Origin of the sequence: Massilia orientalis (genome assembly GCF_030411975.2) — a bacterium.
GTDB classification, from domain to species: Bacteria; Pseudomonadota; Gammaproteobacteria; order Burkholderiales; family Burkholderiaceae_D; genus Telluria; species Telluria orientalis.
Window position 1 is genome coordinate 209,165 of record NZ_JASNRB020000012.1, and the last position, 21,653, is coordinate 230,817.

Genomic DNA, 21,653 nt, shown 5'->3' on the forward strand with positions numbered 1-21,653 from the left:
TCACGTTTTTGTTGTCTTCAGCAGTCGAGCGGCTGTAGCAGCGGTACCTTCGCCTCACCTCCTTGCGCACCAAAGATGAATTTGGGACGGAACACATAGATCAGCGAAGGCATCACAAACAGCGCCGACATGGCCGACACGGACAACCAGATGGCCATCAGGAGGCCCATCTCCGCCTGGAATCGCAGCGACGAGACCCACCACAACAGCGTGCTCAGGATCAGCACGCTGGCCGTGACGATGACGCCCATGCCGGCCGAATGCAGCGCCTGGCTGACGGCGCGCTCGGGCGAACTGCCGATGGCGATCTCTTCTTTGACACGGTCGGCGATGTAGAACGCGTAATCGACGCCGAGGCCGATGCCGAGCGCGGCCACCGGCACAGTATTGATGTTCATGCCGATCCCTTTCCACACCATGAAGGCGAAGGTCAGCATGTTGGAAATGATCACCGGCACCATGAACAGCATCCCGGCGATCGTCGAGCGATAGACGATGGTGCACAGCACCGCCAGCACCAGCAGCGCCAGCGCGATGGCTTCGATCTGGCTGGAGAGGATGATTTCGTTAATCGCGGCCATCACGCCGACGACGCCGCCTGCCAGTTGCCAGTGGCCTTCCCTGAGCGGGTTGGCCGCGATGAATTCCTTGATCCGTGCCACGGCCGTGCGGATGGTTTCACCCTGGCGGTCGCGGAACATCAGCGTGACCGAACCGTTGGCGGACTGCTTGTCGACGAAACGGTCCATGTCGCCCGGCTCGGAAACCGATTCCAGCATCGCCATCAGGCTGCCGTTGATGGCCGCGTTGTCCGACAATTCGCGGTAGTGCGGATTACCTTCATGGAGAGTCGCATTGAGCTGGGGGATCACGTCCGCGATCGACAGCGAGCCGCCGATCTCCGGCTGCACTTCCATGAAACGCTGGAAGCGATCCATCGATTGCAGCACCTCGTTGCTCTTGACCACGCCGGGCTTGTCGTCGTCGCCGATGACCACGAACAGGCGATCGACGCCTTCGAAGCGCCCATTGATGGCCTTGGAATCCTGGTTGTACTTCGCGGACGGCCACAGGATCGGCGATCCGGGGTTGGCGTCGCCGATCCTCAGGTTCAGCGCATAGACGCCGGCGCCGACGATCACCAGGAGGCTCACGCCGAGCACCGCGTAGCGGGCACGGGACAAGGTGATGCCGACCGCGAAGTCCAGCACCTTGCGCAACACCGGCTGCAGATTGAGCGGGTGCGCGTAGCCGCGCGGCTTGCGGATATAAGACAGCAGCACAGGCGTGAGGATCACGGCGCTGACGGTCAGCGTGGATACCCACACCACGGACAGCACCGTGAGCTTTTGCAGCATCGGAATCGGGCTCATGGCCACCACCGCCATGCACGCGGCATCGGCGATCACACCCAGCATGCCGGGACGGAACAGGTCCGCCAGCGCGACGCGGGCGGCCGTGCGGGACAGTTGTTCGTCGCCCAGCAGCGGCTGCGCCTCCAGTTCGTCATCGAACCGATTGACGATTTGTACCGAGTGCGACACGGCGCGCGACGTGATGAGCATCGCCACCACGATCACCAGCGGCTCGAAATTGATGCCGAGGGTCTCGCAAATGCCCAGCGCCCAGATAGCGGAGACCAGGCCGGCCAGCAAGGGCAGCACGACCCCGCGCCACGTGCGCAACAGGACGAACAGCATGGCCAGCGTGACACCCAGCGCGTAGAACACCAGGTGCAAGGTCTCGGGCAAGTAGTGGTTCACCCAACCGAACAGGATCGGTTCGCCGACCACGCGGATCTTCAAGGAACCGTCGTCGACCTTCTTGATCTGCGCATTGATCTCCTTGAAGACCGTCGCGTAATCGACTTTCTGGTCGATGAAATCCACCGTGATTAAGGTAGCCTGCAAATCCTTCGACACGTACGGGCCGTACACCAGCGGATTGCGCAGCACGGCCGATTTCAGCGTCGCCATCTTTTCCGGCGTCTCCGGCACATCCGGCCACATCAGGGGCGAGCTTTCGATGCCGCTGGTCGAGGCATGCACTTCCTTGAGCTTCTTGGATGCCAGCGACGTGATCTGGAACTGGTTAACTGCGGATACTTCGCGCATGCCCTGGGTCAGGTCGCGCACTTTCTCGAGAACGGACTTGCGGAAAATGTCGCCCTGGTCGACTTCGAGCATGATTGTGACCATGTTCGAGCCGCCGAAGGTGTCCTTGAATTTCTCGTGGGTCTTCACATACTCGTGCTTCGAGGGAAGCATGTCCTCGAACACCGTCCGCACCTGGATATGCAGGGCGAACCAGCTCAGGATAAGGGTACAGGCCAGCAACAGGCCGACGACCGGTTTGCGCCGGCTGATGCAAAAATGCGCGATGCGTTCAATCATGGGGAGTCTCGAAAAATGGGGCGGGAGGTTCAATGCGGATCGAGCGGCATCCACTGCCGGCCATTCCAGGCACCGACGTCGGCACCGGCCAGCCAGTAAGCGGAGCCTGCCGCCAGGACGCGGGTATGCCAGGACATGATGTGCTCACCGAGAACGCCGGTCCGCCATTGCAGGCCGTCGGCGCCTTGCGTGCCGCTGACCCAGCGGCCCAGCACACCGACCGCGAACCATTCGTTCTTGTCGGCGTTCCACAGCACATCCAGCAAGTGGTCATGCGCGGGCACGTCGACGCTGGCCCAGTGGCGGCCGCCATCGCTGCTGGTCAGCACGACGCCATCGAGCCCGACGGCGACGCCGTAGGAGGCGTCGCGGAACGCGGTGGCCATCAGCGAGCCCTCCACCGGCGCCTGTTCCTTTTCCCAGGTCTTGCCGCCGTCGCCGCTGCGCACGATCTTGCCGAACTCACCCACCACGACGTACACGCCGCCGTCCAGGATGGCGACGTCGTTCCACGCGACGTCTTCTTCCTCGCGCAGGCGCTGCCACGTCTTGCCGTAGTCTTGCGAGCGCAGTAGCGCTCCCATCTCGCCGATGGCAACCGCCACGCCGTTGGCGCCGGTGCGCACGCGGTTGAGCTTGTTGGCGACTTGCGAGCGCGGCACGTCCGCGGCCTTGGCCCAGTGCTTGCCGCCGTCTTCGGTGTAGAGGATGACGTTGTCGTTGCCTACTGCCACGGCGTGCGTGGCGTCGAACGCGGCGATGTCCTGCAGCGACAGGTCGACCGGCGTCGCCTGGCGCGTGACCTTGCGGCCCGTGTCGATGACGAGGATCTTGCCGTTGGACGCCGCGGCCAACAGCGCCCCGCCCTCGCCGTGCGCGATGCCATAGACGCGGTCGCGGCGTTCTAGCGCCGGCGGCGTGACGCTGCCGCCCACGGCCTTGGGTTTGATGAACAGGCCGGCGTACAACAGGCCGGCAATGATCGTCCACGGCAGCGCCGACACGAGAAGATTACTCAGGCGCAGTTTCTCGTTCGATCGGGTCGGGCTTTCCATGCGAAGACTGGCGCGATTATTCATAAAGCGGTCCACAAAGTTGAGAGGCAAAAAATGGCTGCTGCGAAATGATTTTCTTGATCCAGGTCATGTGCGGCTATCCCGGCACTGCGGGCTTATCCCTTGCCCGCAACATTCATGACGATGACTGCACGAATCGGACAGGCGTGTGCGCGGCGGAGCGCCGACGTGTCGGCGCGTCCTCGCACATGACGTGACGGCGTGGTCAGGCCGGCGGTATGCGGCCAAGCACGGATTCGATGGTGATGCCGATCGCCAGCAGGCGACGGTCGCTTCCCGCTGGCGCATCCAGTTCCAGCCCGACCGGCAAGCCGCTGCGCCGCCCCAATCCAACCGGCAGCTGGATGCAGGCCAGGCCCGCGCTGGCGGCAGGTTCGGTATTGCGGATCAAGCCTTCGAAGTTTTCCGGTTCGTTGACTTCCGGACCTGCCGGAGGCGCGACAATGGTGGTCGTGGGAAAGACCAGGGCGTCGATCCCCAGGGTGTCGAACAAGGTTCGATAGCGCGCTTTCAGTGCCTGCCTGCCGCCCTTCTCGGCTGCCTCGTACAAGGGCTCGACGTCGACCAAGCCCTGGGGCGTCTTCATTTTCCCAGGAAGAACCCACTGTTCGTAAATGGCTTTCACGTCAGGGCTGTTGATGTTCTCGACCAAGGCCTCGATGGATATCCCCGGCCCCTGCTCGCTCAGATAGGCCTGCATGCCGACGCGCGCTTCGTGGATGACGACAGGGAAGCCGATGGGTTGATTCAGCTCGAACAAGCCCGCATCCGGGATGTCGATCAGCTTCACGCCGTGCTCGCGCAACCTGGCCACCGCGGCCTCTGCGCATCCCCGTGTGTCCTCGTCCAGCCGGGTCCAGAACTCGGCGGGCACGCCGAGGCGCAAACAGGCGAGCTCGACAGGCGGCAACGCATGGTCATCGGTCACCAGCGCATCGAGCAGGGCCACGTCCGCCATGCATTGCGCCATCGGCCCGACGGTGTCGCGGCTGGTCGAAATGGGAATCGTGCCCAAGCTCGAATAGCGGCCGCTGCTGGGCCGCATCGATGCGCATCCGTTCAAGGCGCAGGGAATGCGCATCGAGCCGCCCGTGTCCGTGCCGAGCGCCGCCAGTGCCATGCGCGCGCCGAGCGCCGCCGCGCTTCCCGAGGACGAACCACCGGCAATCCTTTCGCTGTCATAGGCGTTGCGCACGCCCGCGCCGCTGCCCGTGTTGAACGAGGGGTTGTAACCCGTCGCGCCGAAGGCGAACTCGTTCATGTTGGTCTTGCCCAGCACGATGGCGCCCGCGTCGCGCAGCTTTTTCAAGGTCGGGGCATCGTGTTGCGGCACGAAATCGGCCAGTGCCGGAGACCCGGCCGTGCACGGCAGGCCGGCGGCGTGGATATTGTCCTTGACCACGATAGGAATACCGGCCAGCGGCTTGCGCGGCTTTCCGGCCGCGCGCTCCAGGTCGGCCCGCGCGGCCGCCTCGAGCGCGCCGGGTGCGTCAACGGTCACGAAGACATTCAGGTGCCTGAGTTCCTCAATGCGCCGCAGGCAGGCCTCGACCAAGGCCACGCTGGTCAGCGTGCCGTCGCGGAAGGCGGCCATCGCTTCATGAATGGTGAGATCGGTCGACGGCGCGGCCGCCGCCGTTTGAGACGTTTTCATGGGCTTACCTCGTCAAATGCCGGATAAAACACGAAAGGCGTCATCCTTGATCGCTTCCGGACTCGGGAAAGCGGTCTTGCTGTGGGCGATGCCGAGGTCGAGCAGCATTTCGCACATCTTGTACGCGATCACCCCGGGGTTGAGGATCGGCACCGGCAAGTTCGCCGCCAGGAAGGCATGCGACTGATGCATTGTGGTGGAGCCGAGCACCAGCACGTCCGCGCCGTCTTCCTCGATGGCCAGCCGGGCCTGTTCCAGCAGCTTGCCGAACACGACTTCCTCCTTGCCCTGCAATAAGGACTCCGTATCCGGACGCACGTTAATGGCGCGTATCGATGCCAGGCGGGACTCGAGGTTGTATTCCTTGAGCGTCTTGCGGTAGAGCGCGAACCACTGCGGCCACATGGTGAGGACGCTGAACTTGTGCCCCAGCGTGCAAGCGAGGTGGAATGCGCTCTGGCCTGGCGCCATCACGGGAATCGACAGGCGCGAGCGCAAGCCATAGAGACCGGAATCGCTGACGGTATTGATGCAGACCGCGTCGAAGCCCTCTTCCTCGGCCTTCAGGCCGGCGGCCACCACGGCGGCATCCATCAGCGTCGTGTCGTAATAGCTGTCGCCCAGGCTGAGCACACGGCCGGCGCTCACGAACTCGACTTCGATGTCGTCGCGCACCATGCCCGGCGGCAGCTGGGACGCGAACATGGCCTTCGTTTGTTCATTCATCGGCACGGGGACGATGAGCTTGATACGTTTCTTTTTCATGGCGTGTCTCCTGTTATCGTTGATGCGAGGCCTACAAGCCCACTTCGCTGCGCGAGCGCGTCAGGGTATCGATGAGCGCATACATGACTTTCCTGGCGCAGGGGAGAAGCTCGGGAATGTAGGTCGCGCCCATGCCGCCCAGGCCTTCGGCGACCGGCAGCGGCGCGCCTTGCGCCGGCCACGGCCAGCCGATGCGCGCGGTCGGCACGCCCCAGCGGCGTAGGGCCGCGCCATCTGTCTGGCCGGCCAGCCAGTCGGGTGTGCCGTGCGGCCGGCCTTCGATGTGCTCCCAGCCGCGTTTGCACGACTGGATGATCCAGTTTTGGGGATCGGTGGTGCCGCCGGGCGTGGAGCCGTACATCTCCCAGTCCATGTCCAGTTCGGGGCGACGCGCCTTGAGGTCCGCGACGAAGGCCGCGAACTGCGCTTTCACGTCGGCCGGCGACATGCGCGGATTGACGCGCACGTCGAAGAACAATTCGGTGAGGAAGGACGGAAACGCGGGACGCTCGGGATCGCCGCCGCGCACGCCGGCAATCCAGCCGTGCGGCTTGATCACGCCGGACGTGTTGTTCTCGGCATAGTCGAGGATCCATCGTTCCAGTTCGGGAATGACGGTGGCGGTGGCGCCGACCGAACTGCGGAAACCGGGAATGTCGTGCGGCACGCCCGCGTAACCGAGCGTGCCGTACACGCGCAGCTTGAACCAGGCCATGCCGGGCTCTTCGTGGTAGACCCAGTTCCACGGCTTCATGATGATGGCGAAGTCGGGATACATGCCGCGGTTCAGCAAATGCAGCACGCCGCCGGACATGCCGGCATGCTGGCGCGCCGAGATGTCCACCGGCATGCCGCCATCGGCCATGCCCATCAGCAGGTCGCCGCGCAGCGGCACCTTCGCCTCGATCAGGGCGGTCGCGACTTCGGTCAGCGTGGCGATCATGCCCTTGGGGTTCGATGCGCCCAGGCCGAACACCCAGTCGTCGACCTGTTGCGCACGCGGCTGCATGTCGGCCTCGGTGGCCGGCCCCGTCAGCAATGCGCGTTCTTCCGGCGTGCATTCGAGGTGAGTGTCGATCGGCGCGTACAGCATCACCGCCGCCCCGCCGCCCAATCCCTTGTATTGCGCCTTGACGTTCCCGCTGGTCTCGGTCAGGGGCTGGTAGCCGGCCTCGAAGCCGACCTTGTCCAGGTGCGCGACCATGAATTCGCTGGCCGCTCGGGTCGCGCCGGTCGGGCTGTGGATGTCGGTCAGGTCGAACAGCAGTCGTTGCAGGCGCTTGGGGTCGATCTTCGCGCAGGCCTGCTCATACCATTGCTTCTGTTCGGCGGAAAACGGGACGGGAGTGGTGGCGGGCAGCATGGTCGGCTCCTTGTGCTCTCAATTGCTCGGTGTGAATTGTTCGCTGTAGATGTTGGCCGGGTCCGCGCCCAGCTCGATCAAGCGTTTGGTCGCGGCGTCGATCATGACTTGCGGGCCGCAGAGGTAAGCGATGGTGTCGGGCGTCACGTCGCCCGCGCGCAAGGCGCTGACCGGATTACCGTGATGCATGCCTTCGAGCGGATCGCGGTCCACGCAGATGCGCGCTTCGAGCGTCGGCAGCCATTGCTTGCGCAACTCGATGTCATCCAAGCAGAACAGCGCGTCCGGCGTCGCGCAGCCGAAGCTGAGCAGCATGGGCGGCTTGCGCCCGCCGGTCTGGCGCAGGGTGTCGATCATCGACAGGATCGGCGCGAGCCCGGTGCCGCCCGCCACGAAGATGTGCGGCGCGCGCTTTTTCTCTTCGCGCAGGAAGAACGAGCCATACGGACCGGCCAGCTTGAGCACCTGGTCCGGCTCGGCCACCGTCGACAGGAAGTTGGACATGGCGCCGCCGGGCAGGATGCGGATCAGGAACGTCATCTTCGGTAGATCGGTGCCCACGCTCGATGGCGAATAGCTGCGCAGCACGCCCAGTCCCGGCACTTCGATCTGCATGAACTGGCCCGGATGGAATGCCATCCACTCGCCTTCGGCCAGTTCCACGGTCAGGCGCACGGCATTGCTGGCGATCTTCTCGATCGAATCGATGAACGCATGGACTTCGTGCGCGACGCTGGCGCCTGCCTCGCTGGTGTAGCTGACGTCGAAGCTGCAGTCCGAGTTGGCTTCGCATACGCACAACAGGCGGGTGCCTGCGGCCACCTCGCTGGCCAGGAGGGTCGAGCTGGCGCCTGCGCGGGTATGCGCGTCGCCCGACGACAGCGTGGCCGTGCAGGAGGAGCAGCTTCCCGACTGGCATTGGTACAGCACGGGAACCTCGGCGGCAATGGCGGCATCGAGGATGAGCTCGCCGGGGGCGACTTCGAAACTGCGGCTGACGCCGTCGGCATAGTTAAGTGTGACATTACGCATGGTGTTTCTCATTACGGTGAAAGTCAGATTCCGGGCGGATGCTGCTTGTGCCAGTCGCTGACGCGCTGCACGGCCATGCCGGCGCGGCACAGGACGGCTTCCGCGTCTTTTTTTCCGATGAATTGCACGCCCAGCGGCAAGCCCTGCTGCGTGCAGCCGTAAGGCAGGCTCAGGCACGGATGCCCGCTCACGTTGAACGGCGACGTGAACTGGATCAGCCGGCGATTCGCCTCGGGATCCAGCGCGAGGTCGGCCAGCTGCTCGTAGGTCGGCGCGGCATACGGCTGCACCGGCGCCAGCAACAGGTCGACCTGGTTGAGCACGGCGTCGACTGCGCCGGTGAAGCGCTGCGCGTCCAGCAGGATGCGCTGGTATGCGAGGCCGCTCAGTTCACGCCCGCCATCGATCAGCCGGCTCAAGGCCGGGCCGTATTCGGCGGCCCGGCTCGGATAAGTGGCTTCGTGCGCGATCGCGGTCTGCACGCCGCAGTGTTGTTCCCAGTTCGTGCTGACGGCGCGGGTATCGGGCATCCGCACACTTTGCAGGACGCCGCCGCCTTCGCGCACGAACGCCATGATCTGCTGCAGGCCTTGCTGGATAGCCGGATCGACGCCATCGCTGAGCCATGACTCGTCCACGCCGACCCGCAAGCCCTGGAACGTTTCCTCGATCCTCGGGATTTCCTGGCATGCGCCAGGCAGCGAGGTGGGGTCCTTGGGATCGTGGCCAGCGATGGCGCACAGCATGTAGAGCACGTCCCTGGCGCTGCGCGCCATGGGACCGACATGGTCGAGGCTGGCCGCAAGCTCGAACACACCGTGCCGGCTCACGCGGCCCCAGGTCGGCTTGAGGCCGGTCAGGCCGTTGGCCGCACAAGGGAAGCGGATCGAACCGCCCGTGTCGGTACCCAGCGCGGCGTAGCACAGGCCGGCGGCCGTGGCGACGCCGCTGCCGCTGGACGAGGCGCCGGCCCAGTGCGCCGCGCCCCAGGGATTGACCGGCGCCGGCAAGTCGGGATGATGGATGGCGAACGCGCCCTCGGTCATGCGCAGCTTGCCGAGTATCACCGCGCCCGCGTCCTTCAGGCGCCGCACCACGGTCGCGTCTTCCGGCGGCACGAAGCCGCGGTAGATCGTGGTGCCCGCCGTGGTCGGCATGTCCTGCGTCCAGAACAGGTCTTTGACCGCGATCGGCACGCCGTGCAAGGCGCTGCGATACTCGCCGCGCGCCAGTTCGGCCTCGGCCCGGCGCGCCTGTGCCAACGCCTGCTCCGCCGCGACATGCGCGTAGCTATTGAGTTTGCCGTCGAGCGTCTCGATGCGCGCCAGTTGCGCCCGCGTGACATCGACGGGCGACACCTTGCCGGTGCGGATCAGCTGCGACAGCTCGGACAGTTCCAGATAGTGCAATTCGTTTTCCATGCTCACTCCATGCCTCGGAAGAAGACAGGCGGGACCAGAGAAACGGGACCGCGCGCGCCGGCGCGGTCCCGTGCCTGGCTTACTCTTCGTCCGGGATCTTCGGCACCTTGTAGCCGGGGCGCAGCCCGTCGGCCGTATCCTTGAAGCGCAAGCTGGTTGTCTTCAGTGCGCCGGCCACGCCACGTCCGGGCTTGGCGATGCCGCGGTTCCAGCGCGACGCGACCTTGCGCCAGGTGATGGGAGACACGTCGGTCGCCACCAGCTGCTCGTCGTTCCAGCCGGTGCCGTCGGAATAAAAGTTCTGCATCGCTTCGCGGGCATACAGGTCGCAGTCGTTGAAGCCGTGCAGCGCCAGCGGCTTGTAGACGCGGTCGAAGCGATACTGGAATTTCTTGCGATCCGCGTCGGTCGGGCACACGCGCACTAGCACTTCCCAGTATTCGTGCGTGTCGTCGGTGATCGGCACGTACCACTCGTACTGCACCACGTGCTCTTCCGGCCAGTTCTCGACCATCAGCACGCCCGGCAGCACCACCGAGGTGCGGTAGTAGCGGCCCTTGATGCCTTCCACCTTGAGCCCCAGCTTTTCGTTCTCGAGCACGGGCGCCCACTTGTCGGTGAATAGCCACTGCATCAGCCCCTTGGGACCTTTGTCGTCCTCGACCGTAGCAATGCAATCGTCGCTGGTCGGCAGGATGCCCAGGGGAAGGACCCAGTCCAGCGCATGGACGATCGTGTTGTCCTTGTGGACGAGGATGTGGGCATTGTCGAAACCGTTCTCGCAAGCGATCCGCCAGTTGCCGAAGCCCGTGCGGTGCATGCCCAGCGCCACGGCATTTTCGTCCAGTACGCTCGGCGCGGCCGGCCACAGCGGGTGCGGGAAGCGTTCGCTGTTGTCCGGGAAGCGGAACGGCAGGTCGTCGGACAGCGGCGGCACGTCGCTGTCGGGGAAATCGTCTTCGCGCACGAACACGAAGATCATGCCGGCCGCTTCCCGCACCGGATAGGTGGTGATGCCGGTCGTGCCGATCAGTTTGTCTTCCGGGTTGGCCACGATGGTGGACAACACGCCGGATTCGAGGTCGAACGTGAAACCGTGGTACCAGCAGGAGATCGTCTCCTTGTTGAAGCACATCGGCTTTTCCGACAGGCGAACGCCGCGGTGCACGCACTGATCCTTCAGCGCATAGATCTTGCCGTCCACCCGACGCAACACGATGGGAATGCCGCAGATCTGGATGCCTTCGACATGGTCTTCCGGCAGTTCATGACTGAACAAGGCCGGGTACCAATGATTGATGAAGCCCCAGGCCGCGTCCTTGTACGGCTGGTACTGGCTCTGGACTTTGCTGCTGTTGGCGCGCTCTTCGCTGATGCCGGTCTTGACGACGCGGCGGCGGACAACGGGTTTATCTGCCATGAGAGTCTCCTACTATATGGGGAAAATGCTTCGTCCTGTGCGAAGCGGTGATTCCATGGTACGTAGCGGCACCCATGCTGGCGCTCCCGTAGGTGAACTCACTATCCCGTCAATGCAGAAAAACACGGCCCTGTGCGGATCGACCCCGGGCCGGAAACGGACAAGGGCCGGGCCCTGTTTTGCACAGGACCCGGCCCTTGAATATGATGCGCCGTGCGCTATCAGGCCGTCATGCCGCCGTCGACCGACAGCGTCGCCCCCGTCACGTAGGCGGATTTGTCCGACAGCAGGTAAAGCACGGCCCCGGCCACTTCCTGCGGCTGGCCAATGCGGCGCATGGGGATCATGTCGTCGAGCAGGTGGACGTCACCGCCCGTCGAGCGCATGTAGTTCGGCGTTTGTGTCGCGCCGGGGCACACCGCGTTGACGCGGATGTTCCGGACCGCATACTCTTGCGCGACCGACTTCGTGAGACCGATCACCGCATGCTTGGCCGCGACATAGTGGGCAATGCCGTTCTTACCGCGCAGGCCGAAGATCGACGCGTTGTTCACGATCGCACCGCCACCCGCCCGCAACATCGCCTCGACCTGATACTTCACGCCGTAATAGACGCCCTTGAAGTTGAGGTCGATGACCCATTCCGACTCCTCGACGGAAGTGCGGTGGATCGGTTTGAAATCGGCGTGGCCGCCGGCATTGTTGAACGCGAAATCGAGACGGCCGAAACGCGACTCGACGAACTGCACGAGCGCTTCGTTGTCTTCACGGCGCGCAGCGTCCATCGTCTTGATCTCGGCCTTGCCGCCCGCCTCGACGATCTCGTCGCGCACGAGGGCAAGCTTGTCCTCGGTGCGGCCGGCAAGCACCACCGTCGCGCCTTCAGCGGCGAGGGCGAGCGCGGCCGCGCGTCCCATGCCGGAGCCGCCGCCTGTCACCAGTCCTACCTTATCCTTCATCAGCATACGGTCCGCCGTCCATCAGGCAAAGATCGACTCTTGCTGTACGCCGGTTCGTATGTCGCGCCGCAGAATCACCGGTGCGCCACCATGCCTGCGTTTGGTGATCCATGCGGAAAGCGCGGAATCCAGGTACGTTGCGTGCTTCGGAAACCAGTCGGCGAGCGCGGCGGCAAGGCGCCGCACGTCGCGCAGGCCGACCTGCCCCGCTTTCGCAAGCCGGTTCACCTCCAGCACCGTGTCGAGGACCTTCTGGTGTTCATCGAGATGACAATCCATGTTCGGATAGTCCGTCTGCACCATCCACTGCCGCTCGGACTCGAAATGCGACAGCAGATGGGCCTCGACCGCCTGCAGGCAGCCGAGGGCGGTTACCGCGTTACATGCGGCAAGCGCCTTGACGACATGCACGAATTCCTGATGCGCGTGGTCCGTCGGGCCATGGCCGAGCAACATCGCGTCGTTCCACTTGAGCCGCTCGGCGGCGTTCTCGTCGAATTCGCCCGGATCCGCATGTGCGTGATGATGTGACATGTGAAGGCTCCTGCGTCGGGCGGTCAGATTGCGGCGCCGATCAGCACGGACAGCATCACTGCCGGCGTTTCGGTCCGGTTGCGCCATGCGTGGCGTGTGCCGTTCTGGATCACGACGTCCCCGGCCTTCAGGTGGCGGACTTCGCCATCGTCGAGCTCGAGCCACAGCTCTCCGGACAGGATCACGTCGTAGTCGACCGTGGCCGTGCGGTGAAAACCGGAACCGTCGGTATCAAAGGTCTCGGCGAGGCCCGGCAGGTATTTCGCATATTCCGCGCCGGCCGCGGCACCGTCGAAGCCCGGCGCGGCCATCACGCTGTCGGGCGGGCACTGCACGACGATCACGCGCGTGCCTTGCGGCGCGGGCAACATCGATTGGATGCCGGCGACCGGGTCGCGCCCGTCGAAGGGCAACGTGATTCCGGCCTCGGAAGCCCATGCCAGCGTGGTGCGAAAACCGGGCACCGACGCGTAATCGTGCGTGTTCTCCACCTGACCGTCGAACACGACTACGGACTTGCCGTTACGCTCACCGGTGACGATACGTCTTACCATGTCAAACTCCTGATTTTTGTTGTTGTGGGCCGTGCGCCTATTGCACGATCACCACGTTGACGAAACCGCCCTTGCGCTGCTCGGCGTCGGCGAGCGCCTCGTTCGCCTGCTCCAGCGCATACCGGTGATGGTCGAATACGCTCAAGTCCAGCGTGCCCGCTGCAGCCATGTAGGCGAGGTCCTGGCCCTCGCTCACGGTGAACCACAGCGACGTCATCAGGCTGATCTGCGAGCACATGATTTCGTGCAGGTTCAACGGCAGCGGATCGGACATCGCACCCACTTCGACCAGGCGGCCGCCACGGGCCAGCGACCGCAGGCAATCGAGCGTGACCTGGTGCGACGCACCCGGCCCGATCGCGTCGAGCACCGCATCGACGCCGACGCCATCCGTCTCGCTGCGTACCCACGCGCCGACGTCACCGGAGCCATACGAGAAGGTGCGGATCCGCTGCGGATCGAGTGCGCGGACGCGCTCGAGCAATTCGGGGTTGCGCGCGACGCAGAAGATCTTGACCGCACCCATCGCCCGCGCGATCTGCACCGCGCACAGGCCGAGCGTGCCGCTGGCGCCACTGATCAGGACGGTCTTGCCGGCGCAGACACCCGCCTTGCGCAAGCCCGAATACGCCGTACCCAGATAGCCGAAGCGTGCGGCCTGCTCGAAGCTGACCGCCTCCGGCAGCTTGACGAGACCATCGGCCGGCGCCGTTGCGTACTGACCGAAGCCACCGTACGGATATTGCTTGTAGATCTGCTTCGAATTCGGTCCGAAGCCGAAATAGCCCTGGAAGGTGTACGCGACACAGTTGGTCGGCTCGCCGCTACGGCAGGCGTGGCACGATCCGCATGAGCGGCCCGGATTGATGTACACGCGGTCGCCCGGCACGATGCCGGTCACGGCAGTACCGACCTTGGCGACGACACCGGCGGTATCGAGACCAAAAATCGCGGGCAGGTCCGGCAGCGTCAGGTAAGAACGTTCGCCATAGTGGCTGATCACGTTGCGCAGGTTGGGCACGACGCCGGACGCCTTGACCTCGACGAGCACATCCGTCGGGCGCAACAGCTCCGGAAGCGGCACCGTGTCGAGCTGGAAATGGCCACTGGCGTCATGTACGCGCATGGCTTTTATCTGCTTCGAAGCATTCATTCGGTCTCCTTGATCTGGTAGTAGGTTCGAGTCCTGCGCGCACGGCGGCGCAGTCCCGGCTCCGGAATCGATGCTAGGGCACGCGGGGCCGGTCGGCGCTCCCGCCGGCGCAACCTCTATCCCGTCAACGCAGAAAAGGAGATGCCGATCGCATTGCCGGCGATCGGGAACGCCTCGGATGGTTCAGTGGGATGGCGCCGAAGCGGCGCGTGCAGCCGGCGATGGAGGCGGCAGTCGCCGCCTCGTTCGTCACGCGCGCGCGGCGCCCACGAACTTGCTGGAAGTAATGTACCGGCTCGATTGGACGCGTCAGGAACGCATCAACGTTTCGGATGGGGTTTCGCCGAAGCGACGCTTGTAGTCGGTCGTGAAGTGGCCCAGATGACTGAAGCCCCAGCGGAATGCGACAGCGGTCACGGTCCCGCTGGAAGGTTGGGCCTGCTGGAGTTCGTCATGCACGCGACGCAGGCGGACTTCCTTCAGGTAGTGCATCGGCGAGATATTGCGGAACCTGCGAAAAGCGGAGAACAGGGAGCGCGTGCTGACGCCGGCATATTCGGCCAAGTCGCCCACCGAAATTGGCTCATGGGCATGCTCTTCGATGTAATGTTCGATTCGCTTGACGAAGGAAGGCGCAATGGACTGTCCTTTGTCTTCATGCAATTCCGCGCTGTAGTTGTTCGGCTGGCAGCTCAACAGCGTACCCACGAATGTCGATTCCAATTGTCTGCTCAACAGCGGCGACAACTTGTTCGAGTTCGACAGGACGTCGCACATCCACGCCAGCATCTGGACAAAATTGCGGCCGTCGGGCGTATTCAGCGCCATGCCCGTCTTGAACTCGACGTCGTTCTGCAAGGTGCGACCAAGATGCTGCTGGCACTGGCGTTTGATCACGTCGTTATCGACCCGGACGATGATTTTCTCAGTGTTCGCCATGTGATGGATGCGGGTGCGCGCATGCGCGTTCAGCACCGCGCCCTGTCCCGATTCGAACAAGATCGGCGTGCCGTCGCACTCAATGAGCTCCCGGCCCCTGATCGGAATCTGGATCAGGGCAAACGACTCCATCACATCCGGGTCGATGATGGTTTCGCCACCATAAGTCATGCGACCTACACCCAAATTGCCCGCGCGCCGATAGTTGACACGGGTATTGAACTGGGGATCTCTCGAATAAATGGCGTTTTTGCAAAAGATATGTTCGCCAATCGAGCGCGCCTCCTCAATATCGGATGTCTGACATAGACCATAGGCCGACAACACAGAATCGGCCGGAGTCACGGAAGGAAAAATGCTGTGCGCCATAGTCTCTCTCTTGAACATATAATGAACAATAACTATGGGTGTAGTGTTCCGAGCAGATTGAAATACCGCCCAGGATCCGCCGCACATTAACATAAAAACAAAATGTGGAATGCGGAGTTATCGCTCGGACCATCGCCCCACTTTGCAGCGCGCATGATGTGAGCAGCGATTTTTCCTGCTTCGTTATTAAGTTTGATCCGCGTCAATGCAACGAAAATACTACCATGCGCCGCGTAAAATAATCTTGCTATATGTAGGGCTAAGCGCCGCGTGACGAGGCCGCAATGGCGCGGCGTGGCGCCGACGCATCAAGCTTGAACACACTGACAACATTCGCCAGGTTCGCCACCTGATCTTGCATGGACTGGGCTGCCGCCGCCGCTTCCTCCACCAGCGCCGCATTCTGCTGCGTGACCTGGTCCATCTGACCGATAGCCTGGTTGACCTGTTCAATCCCAGCCGTCTGAGCCTGTGCAGCGACAGTGATCCTGCCCATGATCTCGCCTACGTGCTTGACGCTGTCGACGATCTCTTCCATCGCGGCGCCGGCCCGTTCCGCCAGCTTGCTCCCGGCGTCCACCTTTCCCACCGAATTGTCGATGAGCGCTTTGATTTCCTTTGCCGCTACCGCGCTGCGTTGCGCAAGCGTGCGTACTTCAGCTGCCACCACGGCGAAACCGCGCCCGTTCTCTCCGGCACGCGCTGCTTCCACCGCGGCGTTCAAAGCCAGGATATTGGTCTGGAACGCAATCCCATCGATCACGCCGATGATGTCCACGATCATTTTGGACGACTCGTTGATCGAACTCATCGTCTCGACGACCTCCAAGACCACGGCGCCACCCTTGACTGCCAAGTCGGAGGCGAGCAGTGCCAGTCCATTTGCCTCGCGCGCGTTGTCGGCGTTCTGTCGGACGGTCGAGGTCAGTTCTTCCATCGAGGATGCGGTTTCTTCCAGCGAGCTGGCTTGCTGCTCCGTGCGTGAGGACAAATCAAGATTGCCGGTGGCTATCTGGCTGGAGGCGCTGGCAATCGCCCCGGTGCCGTTGCGCACTTGAGCGACGATCTTCATCAGGCTGTCGTTCATATTCTTTAACGCCTGCAAGAGCTGTCCGGTTTCTTCAGTGGTCCGGACTTCGATCCGGCTGGTCAGGTCGCCCGCTGCAACCGTATTGGCCAGCATCAGCGCCTGATTCAGCGGACGGGTGATCGAGAGCGTGATCCAGACGCCCATCACAGCGGCGAACAGCAATGCTGTAGCGCCCAGGCCGAGCATCACGAGGCGGCTGTTCGCATAGGTCGTCGCGGCGCGTGCGCTATACGCGTTCATGCGCTCCACCTCGAATCCGATTATGTCGTTGATCGCCGCCTTGTAGGCGACCAGTGCCGGATCAAACCTCTCGTTCAGATAAGTCTTCTGCACCTCCGGGGTACCGGCGGCAAGCAGCGTGAGCAGTTGATTGGTGCAGATCGCGTATTGCGCATCAGCAGACAGCGCTTTGCGCAATAATTCATTTCCTTTCGGAAGATCGACCGTTCGCTTCAAATAACCAAGTTTTTCGCGCAAGCCTTTTCGCGATTCCATGATGTTCGCTTGCTGCTTTTTCCTCTCTTCGCTGTCCTCGTTGAGCAGCATATTGCTCAACGCGATCGCGATGTTATTGATATCGCCCATCGCCTGTGTGGCTTGCGCTGCCTTCGGCACCGAGTCCGTGACAATAATTGCGGCCCCATCATTGACACGGCCCAGCATGGTGATACCCAGGAGCACACAGACGACCAGCAGGAGGCCCATCACAACATTGTTGGCAATGAGGCGCGTGCCGATTTTCAGATTAGTAATATTCATGCTTCTTTCCGGGAATTGTTATGCGATAAGGGGCTAGGCGGTCCGATCTCGGGACGACTCGAACCGATCGAAGACGGGTCATCTCGCGCCAGGAAGATTGTTCAAACGGTGCTGTACCCGCATGTTATCCAGTCTGAACACGCTCACCGCCTGCGATAACTGCGTCGCCTGCTCTTCCAGGGTGGAAGCCACCGCGACCGTCTGTTCCACCAGCGCGGCGTTCTGCTGAGTGACTTCTCCCATGCTGCCGATGACCCGGTTGACCTGGTCAATGCCCCTGCTTTGCTCACGGCTGGCAAAAGCGATCGCGTGCATGATGCCGGCCACCCGCTGCACCGACTCCACGATTTCCGTCATGGTTTGCTCGGCGTCACCGACCAGGCGGTTCCCCAGTTCGACCCTCGCAACCGAGTCGTCGATCAGTCCTTTGATTTCCTTGGCCGCGGCGGCGGAGCCCTGCGCCAGGCTCCGCACTTCCGAGGCGACCACGGCAAAGCCGCGCCCCTGCTCGCCCGCGCGCACCGCCTCGACAGCGGCATTCAGCGCCAGGATATTGGTCTGGAACGCGATACTGTCGATCAGGCCGATGATGTCAGCGATCTTCTTCGCCGAGGCACTGATACCGCCCATCGTCGCTCCGACCCTGGAGACAGCTTGACCGCCCCTGAGGGCAACCGCGGAAGCGGATTCGACAAGTTCGTTGGCCCGCTGCGCATGGTCCGCGTTCAGCTTCGCGCTCGACGAAAATTCTTCCATGCCTGACGCGGTTTCTTCGAGACCGGAGGCCTGCGATTCGGTGCGAGCCGAAAGGTCCATGTTGCCTGCGGCAATTTCCTTGGTAGCGACGTTGACGGCATCGACATTCGTGCGTACGTCGCCGACGATCGCCAAAAGATTGACATTCATCTGTTGCAAAGCACGCAGCAATTGACCCATGTCGCCACCGTGGTGGGTTTCAAACGTGCTGGTCAGATCGCCGCCGGCGATCGTGCGCGCGGCGCGGATCGCCCCGCGCAAGGGGGTGACCACGGACTTGCGGAGGAAGTACCCCATCAACGACGCACTCGCTACGCCGAAGGCAGCAACACCGGCGAATGCGCACGCCACGCGGCCGCTCGACGTTGCGAAGCCGAGGACGCCCATAGCGAGATACAAGGTACATATCGTCAGCAGCCCGAACGTGATGTGCGCGCTCACTGGCAGATCATTCAACGCCGAAAAAAGACCGGCCAGGCCGGAACGCACTATTTGTCCCTCACGGATAACGATACGATCAGGATTGCCAGCAACGATCCTCCGGTAAATGCGGTCTGCCTCCTCGATCTGCGCGCGGCTGGGCTTGGTACGAACCGACATGTAACCGCTCGGACGGCCATTTTCCATCACGGGGGTCACGTTGGCCACAACCCAGTAGAAGTCGCCATTCTTGCGCCGGTTCTTCACCATTCCGGTCCACGGCTGGCTGGCCTTGATGGACTTCCACAAGTCTTCGAACGCTTCAGGCGGCATATCCGGGTGGCGCACCAGGTTGTGCGGCGCCCCGATCAATTCCTCTTTGCTGAATCCGCTGACTTCGATGAAATAGGGATTGACGTAGGTAATTCTTCCCTTGAGATCGGTCTTCGACACGATCGGCTTGCCATCCTCCATGTGATACTGCGTATCGGTTACGGGCAGATTTTTACGCATGCTATTTCTCGCAGTTGCCTCGAGCTTGTCGTCGAGTTGGTCGCTTTCGTCCTTGGAGGCGGCAGCACCGCCTCCGACACGGAATGAATGTCCGCATGCGAACGTCGTTCAGGCAGATCTTCAATTGGGTGAGTGTTCGTCAGGTACTAAGTGCCATGAGTACTGGCCGATCTAAAGTCTTCCTGGCGTTCTGGCGGTACAACTGAACAATGGACAAGCGTTCTTCCCGAATGATGGATCTGGCCAGGCGGGGTAATACGCCATCAAGCGCGTGGATGGATGCCGTTGCGGAACGGGCGCAGACCCATTCGGGCAGCTGGTCGGCCGGCACGGGCTTGGCAACCGTGTAGCCCTGCACCGCATCCACACCGAGTATCATCATCGCCTCCAGCATCTCAGGATTCTCGATGCCTTCGACTACCACCCATTTGCCCAGGGAGTGTCCCAACCGCGTCAACTGATAGGCAAAGCGCAACGCATCCCGAGCGTTGCCGATGTCCATGGCGTCGTCGGGGGTCTTGACGATGCCGCGGTCGATCTTGATGCCGTCGATTGGCAGCGTGCGCAAGCGCGTCAGTCCGCTGTGCCCTGACCCCAGATCGTCCTGCGCCAACAGAACGCCCAGCGATTTGAATTGCGATAACAGCGTCTGTTGGGTGTCGTACAGGGCCAAGGATTCGTTTTCCAGCATTTCCAGTGTCAGACGTTCCGGGCAACATTCATGAATCGTGAGCGCATTCCGGGTCGCCTCCAGATATCGGAAATCGTTCATTGCCGCCGGCGGCAGATTCAAAGACACATCCAGATCGATACCTTGCTCCAGCCAATGCTGACGATCCAGCAGCGCACGATTCAAGCCGCGCACGTACATTTCCAGAAAGTCGTCGGGCGATAAGGCAGCAAAAAAAATATCTGGCGTCAGTATCTGGTCATTATTCATCAAGCGGGCCAAGGCCTCCACCTTGGTCACGCTACCCGAGCGCAGGTCGAGTATTGGCTGGTAGTAGAATTGCAGTGCATCGGAATGAAGTAATGCCGATATGTGTTGCCGGTCTAAGAGGGAAACGACCGGCGTGTAGTTGTCTTCGATCTTGAGCCGCGCGATGGCACTACCCAGGAGGCTCTGTATCAGGTGGATAAAGGTTTCCTGGAGTTTACCGATGAACCCGCCGGGGTAAACACTGAATAACAGCAATACCGCAAACGAAATGGGTTGATCAGGGGAGCGTAACGGAATGGCCGCACACGAACGCAAGCCAAGTTTCAGGGCATGGATATCGTGCGGACTTTTTTGTGTTTGGAAATTGAGGACGCGCTCGATCTTGCCGCTACGCCAGGCCCGGCCTGTCGGCCCTTGGCCCGACGGATCGTCGGCATGAACGACGGCAGGCGGCTCCAATGAGCTAATGACGTTGAGCGCGCCCTTGTTCAGTTTGCTCTCAACGTGCTCGAAATGAAAAACGCCCTTTCCATCCGGGCGTCCAATGGCACAGACCCCGATGTCGTAGTGGTTCGCCAGTATGGTGACGGCTTGCTGAATAAGATCAGTATAGTTTTGCGCACTCCAGGCGGCTTTGGTGATTTCCAGCAAAATACTCTGTTGCGAGTCCGCGAGGTTCTGATAGGCCTTGAGCTGATAGGCCAGGTCTTGCGACAGGCGCTGGCTGTAGACGGCCATGGCGTCCAACGACACGTCGTCCTTGACTAGCCGATAGATCACCTCTATCAGTATGCTGCGACCATTTGCCAGCTCGTCCCGGTCTAATCCGACAATGGCGTGAATGCGTCCAACGTTAAGGGCGATAGCTTCATGTTCGGCGTAATCCTCCGGGCGCAGGCTGGCCAACCGTTGCAGATTTTGTGCCTGGTGCGCCTGCAAGTGCCGCAACTCCTCCTCCGAAAGTATGTCCAGGATGCGCTTGGACTTCGGCAGCCGAGATAGCTCCGCATAAAACTGCTGCACGATTTCCCAGGCCTTTTCTTTCATGACCTGTTCCATTTGCTCGATACCACTCTCTATCCGCTGCATGTCGCTGTTCTAATTAGTCAAGCGCTATGTGCCGACCGGCCGGCCTAGGGTTCTCCATGGGAATAATGGAACACTTGTTCATAGAGCAATTCGCAAAGTTAACATGCCAGAAAACCGCCTGTACATACGAATTCTCTCGATCACGATCCTGCGCGACTATCCAAATACCGCCACACTTATCCATTGCCTGCAACATTCGGTCGTGACGTTGGAGCGGCCTGCTGGGTCTGGCAGGGCAGTGGTTCCTCGCGGACACACTGCTGCCACAGCCGCTCACCTATTTTTCCTTCCGGGACGTATTCATCCAGTTGACCGGCATACTCGCTATCGGCGCGATGAGCGCGGGCATGCCACTGGCGGTACGGCTGAAGTGGCTGGGTAATCCCCCCACAAAAAGAGCGCGTTTAGAAGTAGAATTTTCTACTTAAGACAGAAAGCTCTACATGAAGACGTC

16 protein-coding genes are annotated in these 21,653 nt (G+C 62.2%); all 16 read right to left on the bottom strand.

Translation table 11 applies throughout. From position 1 onward, the window contains the following. Positions 1–17 precede the first annotated feature (17 nt). The 16 genes from QPK29_RS20155 to QPK29_RS20230 all read right to left on the bottom strand — a co-directional run bounded on the left by QPK29_RS20155 (position 18) and on the right by QPK29_RS20230 (position 21,157). A complete protein-coding gene (locus QPK29_RS20155) occupies positions 18–2,393 on the bottom strand; it encodes an efflux RND transporter permease subunit (protein WP_371770871.1) in 2,376 nt (791 codons plus the stop codon). A 29-nt stretch (positions 2,394–2,422) separates the two neighbouring features. Continuing rightward, positions 2,423–3,448, bottom strand: coding sequence for a WD40/YVTN/BNR-like repeat-containing protein (locus tag QPK29_RS20160; RefSeq protein ID WP_400189809.1), 1,026 nt, complete (start codon positions 3,446–3,448; stop codon positions 2,423–2,425). A gap of 226 nt (positions 3,449–3,674) precedes the next feature. Next, a complete protein-coding gene (gene iaaH / locus QPK29_RS20165; protein ID WP_371770873.1) occupies positions 3,675–5,123 on the bottom strand; it encodes an indoleacetamide hydrolase in 1,449 nt (482 codons plus the stop codon). Positions 5,124–5,135: 12 nt separating this feature from the next. Further along, a complete protein-coding gene (locus tag QPK29_RS20170; RefSeq protein ID WP_371770874.1) occupies positions 5,136–5,888 on the bottom strand; it encodes an aspartate/glutamate racemase family protein in 753 nt (250 codons plus the stop codon). Positions 5,889–5,919: 31 nt separating this feature from the next. After that, a complete protein-coding gene (locus QPK29_RS20175) occupies positions 5,920–7,251 on the bottom strand; it encodes an acetylornithine deacetylase (protein WP_371770875.1) in 1,332 nt (443 codons plus the stop codon). Positions 7,252–7,269: 18 nt separating this feature from the next. Further along, complete coding sequence (locus QPK29_RS20180; RefSeq protein ID WP_371770876.1) at positions 7,270–8,283, bottom strand: FAD-binding oxidoreductase; 1,014 nt, start codon at positions 8,281–8,283, stop codon at positions 7,270–7,272. A gap of 23 nt (positions 8,284–8,306) precedes the next feature. Next, a complete protein-coding gene (locus tag QPK29_RS20185) occupies positions 8,307–9,704 on the bottom strand; it encodes an amidase (protein WP_371770877.1) in 1,398 nt (465 codons plus the stop codon). 79 nt (positions 9,705–9,783) lie between these two features. Further along, on the bottom strand, positions 9,784–11,124 hold the full coding sequence (locus tag QPK29_RS20190; RefSeq protein ID WP_371770878.1) for a Rieske 2Fe-2S domain-containing protein: 1,341 nt from the start codon (positions 11,122–11,124) through the stop codon (positions 9,784–9,786). 221 nt (positions 11,125–11,345) lie between these two features. Then, positions 11,346–12,083, bottom strand: a complete 738-nt coding sequence (locus QPK29_RS20195) for an SDR family NAD(P)-dependent oxidoreductase (protein WP_371770879.1) — start codon at positions 12,081–12,083, stop codon at positions 11,346–11,348. 21 nt (positions 12,084–12,104) lie between these two features. Next, positions 12,105–12,617: a bacteriohemerythrin gene (locus tag QPK29_RS20200; protein ID WP_371770880.1), complete on the bottom strand. Its 513-nt coding sequence runs from the start codon at positions 12,615–12,617 to the stop codon at positions 12,105–12,107. Positions 12,618–12,640: 23 nt separating this feature from the next. Further along, entirely contained in the window at positions 12,641–13,171 is a 531-nt protein-coding gene (locus QPK29_RS20205; protein WP_371770881.1) for a cupin domain-containing protein, read from the bottom strand. Positions 13,172–13,208: 37 nt separating this feature from the next. Then, positions 13,209–14,324, bottom strand: a complete 1,116-nt coding sequence (locus tag QPK29_RS20210; protein WP_371770882.1) for an alcohol dehydrogenase catalytic domain-containing protein — start codon at positions 14,322–14,324, stop codon at positions 13,209–13,211. A 309-nt stretch (positions 14,325–14,633) separates the two neighbouring features. Further along, positions 14,634–15,632 carry an AraC family transcriptional regulator gene (locus tag QPK29_RS20215; RefSeq protein ID WP_371770883.1) on the bottom strand — a complete coding sequence of 333 codons (999 nt, stop codon included), beginning with the start codon at positions 15,630–15,632 and terminating at the stop codon, positions 14,634–14,636. A gap of 259 nt (positions 15,633–15,891) precedes the next feature. Continuing rightward, positions 15,892–17,481, bottom strand: coding sequence for a methyl-accepting chemotaxis protein (locus QPK29_RS20220; RefSeq protein WP_371770884.1), 1,590 nt, complete (start codon positions 17,479–17,481; stop codon positions 15,892–15,894). A 78-nt stretch (positions 17,482–17,559) separates the two neighbouring features. Beyond that, positions 17,560–19,170: a methyl-accepting chemotaxis protein gene (locus tag QPK29_RS20225; protein ID WP_371770885.1), complete on the bottom strand. Its 1,611-nt coding sequence runs from the start codon at positions 19,168–19,170 to the stop codon at positions 17,560–17,562. A 139-nt stretch (positions 19,171–19,309) separates the two neighbouring features. Next, positions 19,310–21,157, bottom strand: coding sequence for an EAL domain-containing protein (locus tag QPK29_RS20230; protein ID WP_371770886.1), 1,848 nt, complete (start codon positions 21,155–21,157; stop codon positions 19,310–19,312). Between the last annotated feature and the right edge of the window lie 496 nt (positions 21,158–21,653).

Excerpts from the sequence above, each read along its gene's own strand:
- QPK29_RS20155 (WP_371770871.1), bottom strand. The coding sequence starts at position 2,393 with ATGATTGAACGCATCGCGCATTTTTGCATCAGCCGGCGCAAACCGGTC.
- QPK29_RS20160 (WP_400189809.1), bottom strand. The coding sequence starts at position 3,448 with ATGGAAAGCCCGACCCGATCGAACGAGAAACTGCGCCTGAGTAATCTT.
- iaaH (WP_371770873.1), bottom strand. The coding sequence starts at position 5,123 with ATGAAAACGTCTCAAACGGCGGCGGCCGCGCCGTCGACCGATCTCACC.
- QPK29_RS20170 (WP_371770874.1), bottom strand. The coding sequence starts at position 5,888 with ATGAAAAAGAAACGTATCAAGCTCATCGTCCCCGTGCCGATGAATGAA.
- QPK29_RS20175 (WP_371770875.1), bottom strand. The coding sequence starts at position 7,251 with ATGCTGCCCGCCACCACTCCCGTCCCGTTTTCCGCCGAACAGAAGCAA.
- QPK29_RS20180 (WP_371770876.1), bottom strand. The coding sequence starts at position 8,283 with ATGCGTAATGTCACACTTAACTATGCCGACGGCGTCAGCCGCAGTTTC.
- QPK29_RS20185 (WP_371770877.1), bottom strand. The coding sequence starts at position 9,704 with ATGGAAAACGAATTGCACTATCTGGAACTGTCCGAGCTGTCGCAGCTG.
- QPK29_RS20190 (WP_371770878.1), bottom strand. The coding sequence starts at position 11,124 with ATGGCAGATAAACCCGTTGTCCGCCGCCGCGTCGTCAAGACCGGCATC.
- QPK29_RS20195 (WP_371770879.1), bottom strand. The coding sequence starts at position 12,083 with ATGAAGGATAAGGTAGGACTGGTGACAGGCGGCGGCTCCGGCATGGGA.
- QPK29_RS20200 (WP_371770880.1), bottom strand. The coding sequence starts at position 12,617 with ATGTCACATCATCACGCACATGCGGATCCGGGCGAATTCGACGAGAAC.
- QPK29_RS20205 (WP_371770881.1), bottom strand. The coding sequence starts at position 13,171 with ATGGTAAGACGTATCGTCACCGGTGAGCGTAACGGCAAGTCCGTAGTC.
- QPK29_RS20210 (WP_371770882.1), bottom strand. The coding sequence starts at position 14,324 with ATGAATGCTTCGAAGCAGATAAAAGCCATGCGCGTACATGACGCCAGT.
- QPK29_RS20215 (WP_371770883.1), bottom strand. The coding sequence starts at position 15,632 with ATGGCGCACAGCATTTTTCCTTCCGTGACTCCGGCCGATTCTGTGTTG.
- QPK29_RS20220 (WP_371770884.1), bottom strand. The coding sequence starts at position 17,481 with ATGAATATTACTAATCTGAAAATCGGCACGCGCCTCATTGCCAACAAT.
- QPK29_RS20225 (WP_371770885.1), bottom strand. The coding sequence starts at position 19,170 with ATGCGTAAAAATCTGCCCGTAACCGATACGCAGTATCACATGGAGGAT.
- QPK29_RS20230 (WP_371770886.1), bottom strand. The coding sequence starts at position 21,157 with ATGAAAGAAAAGGCCTGGGAAATCGTGCAGCAGTTTTATGCGGAGCTA.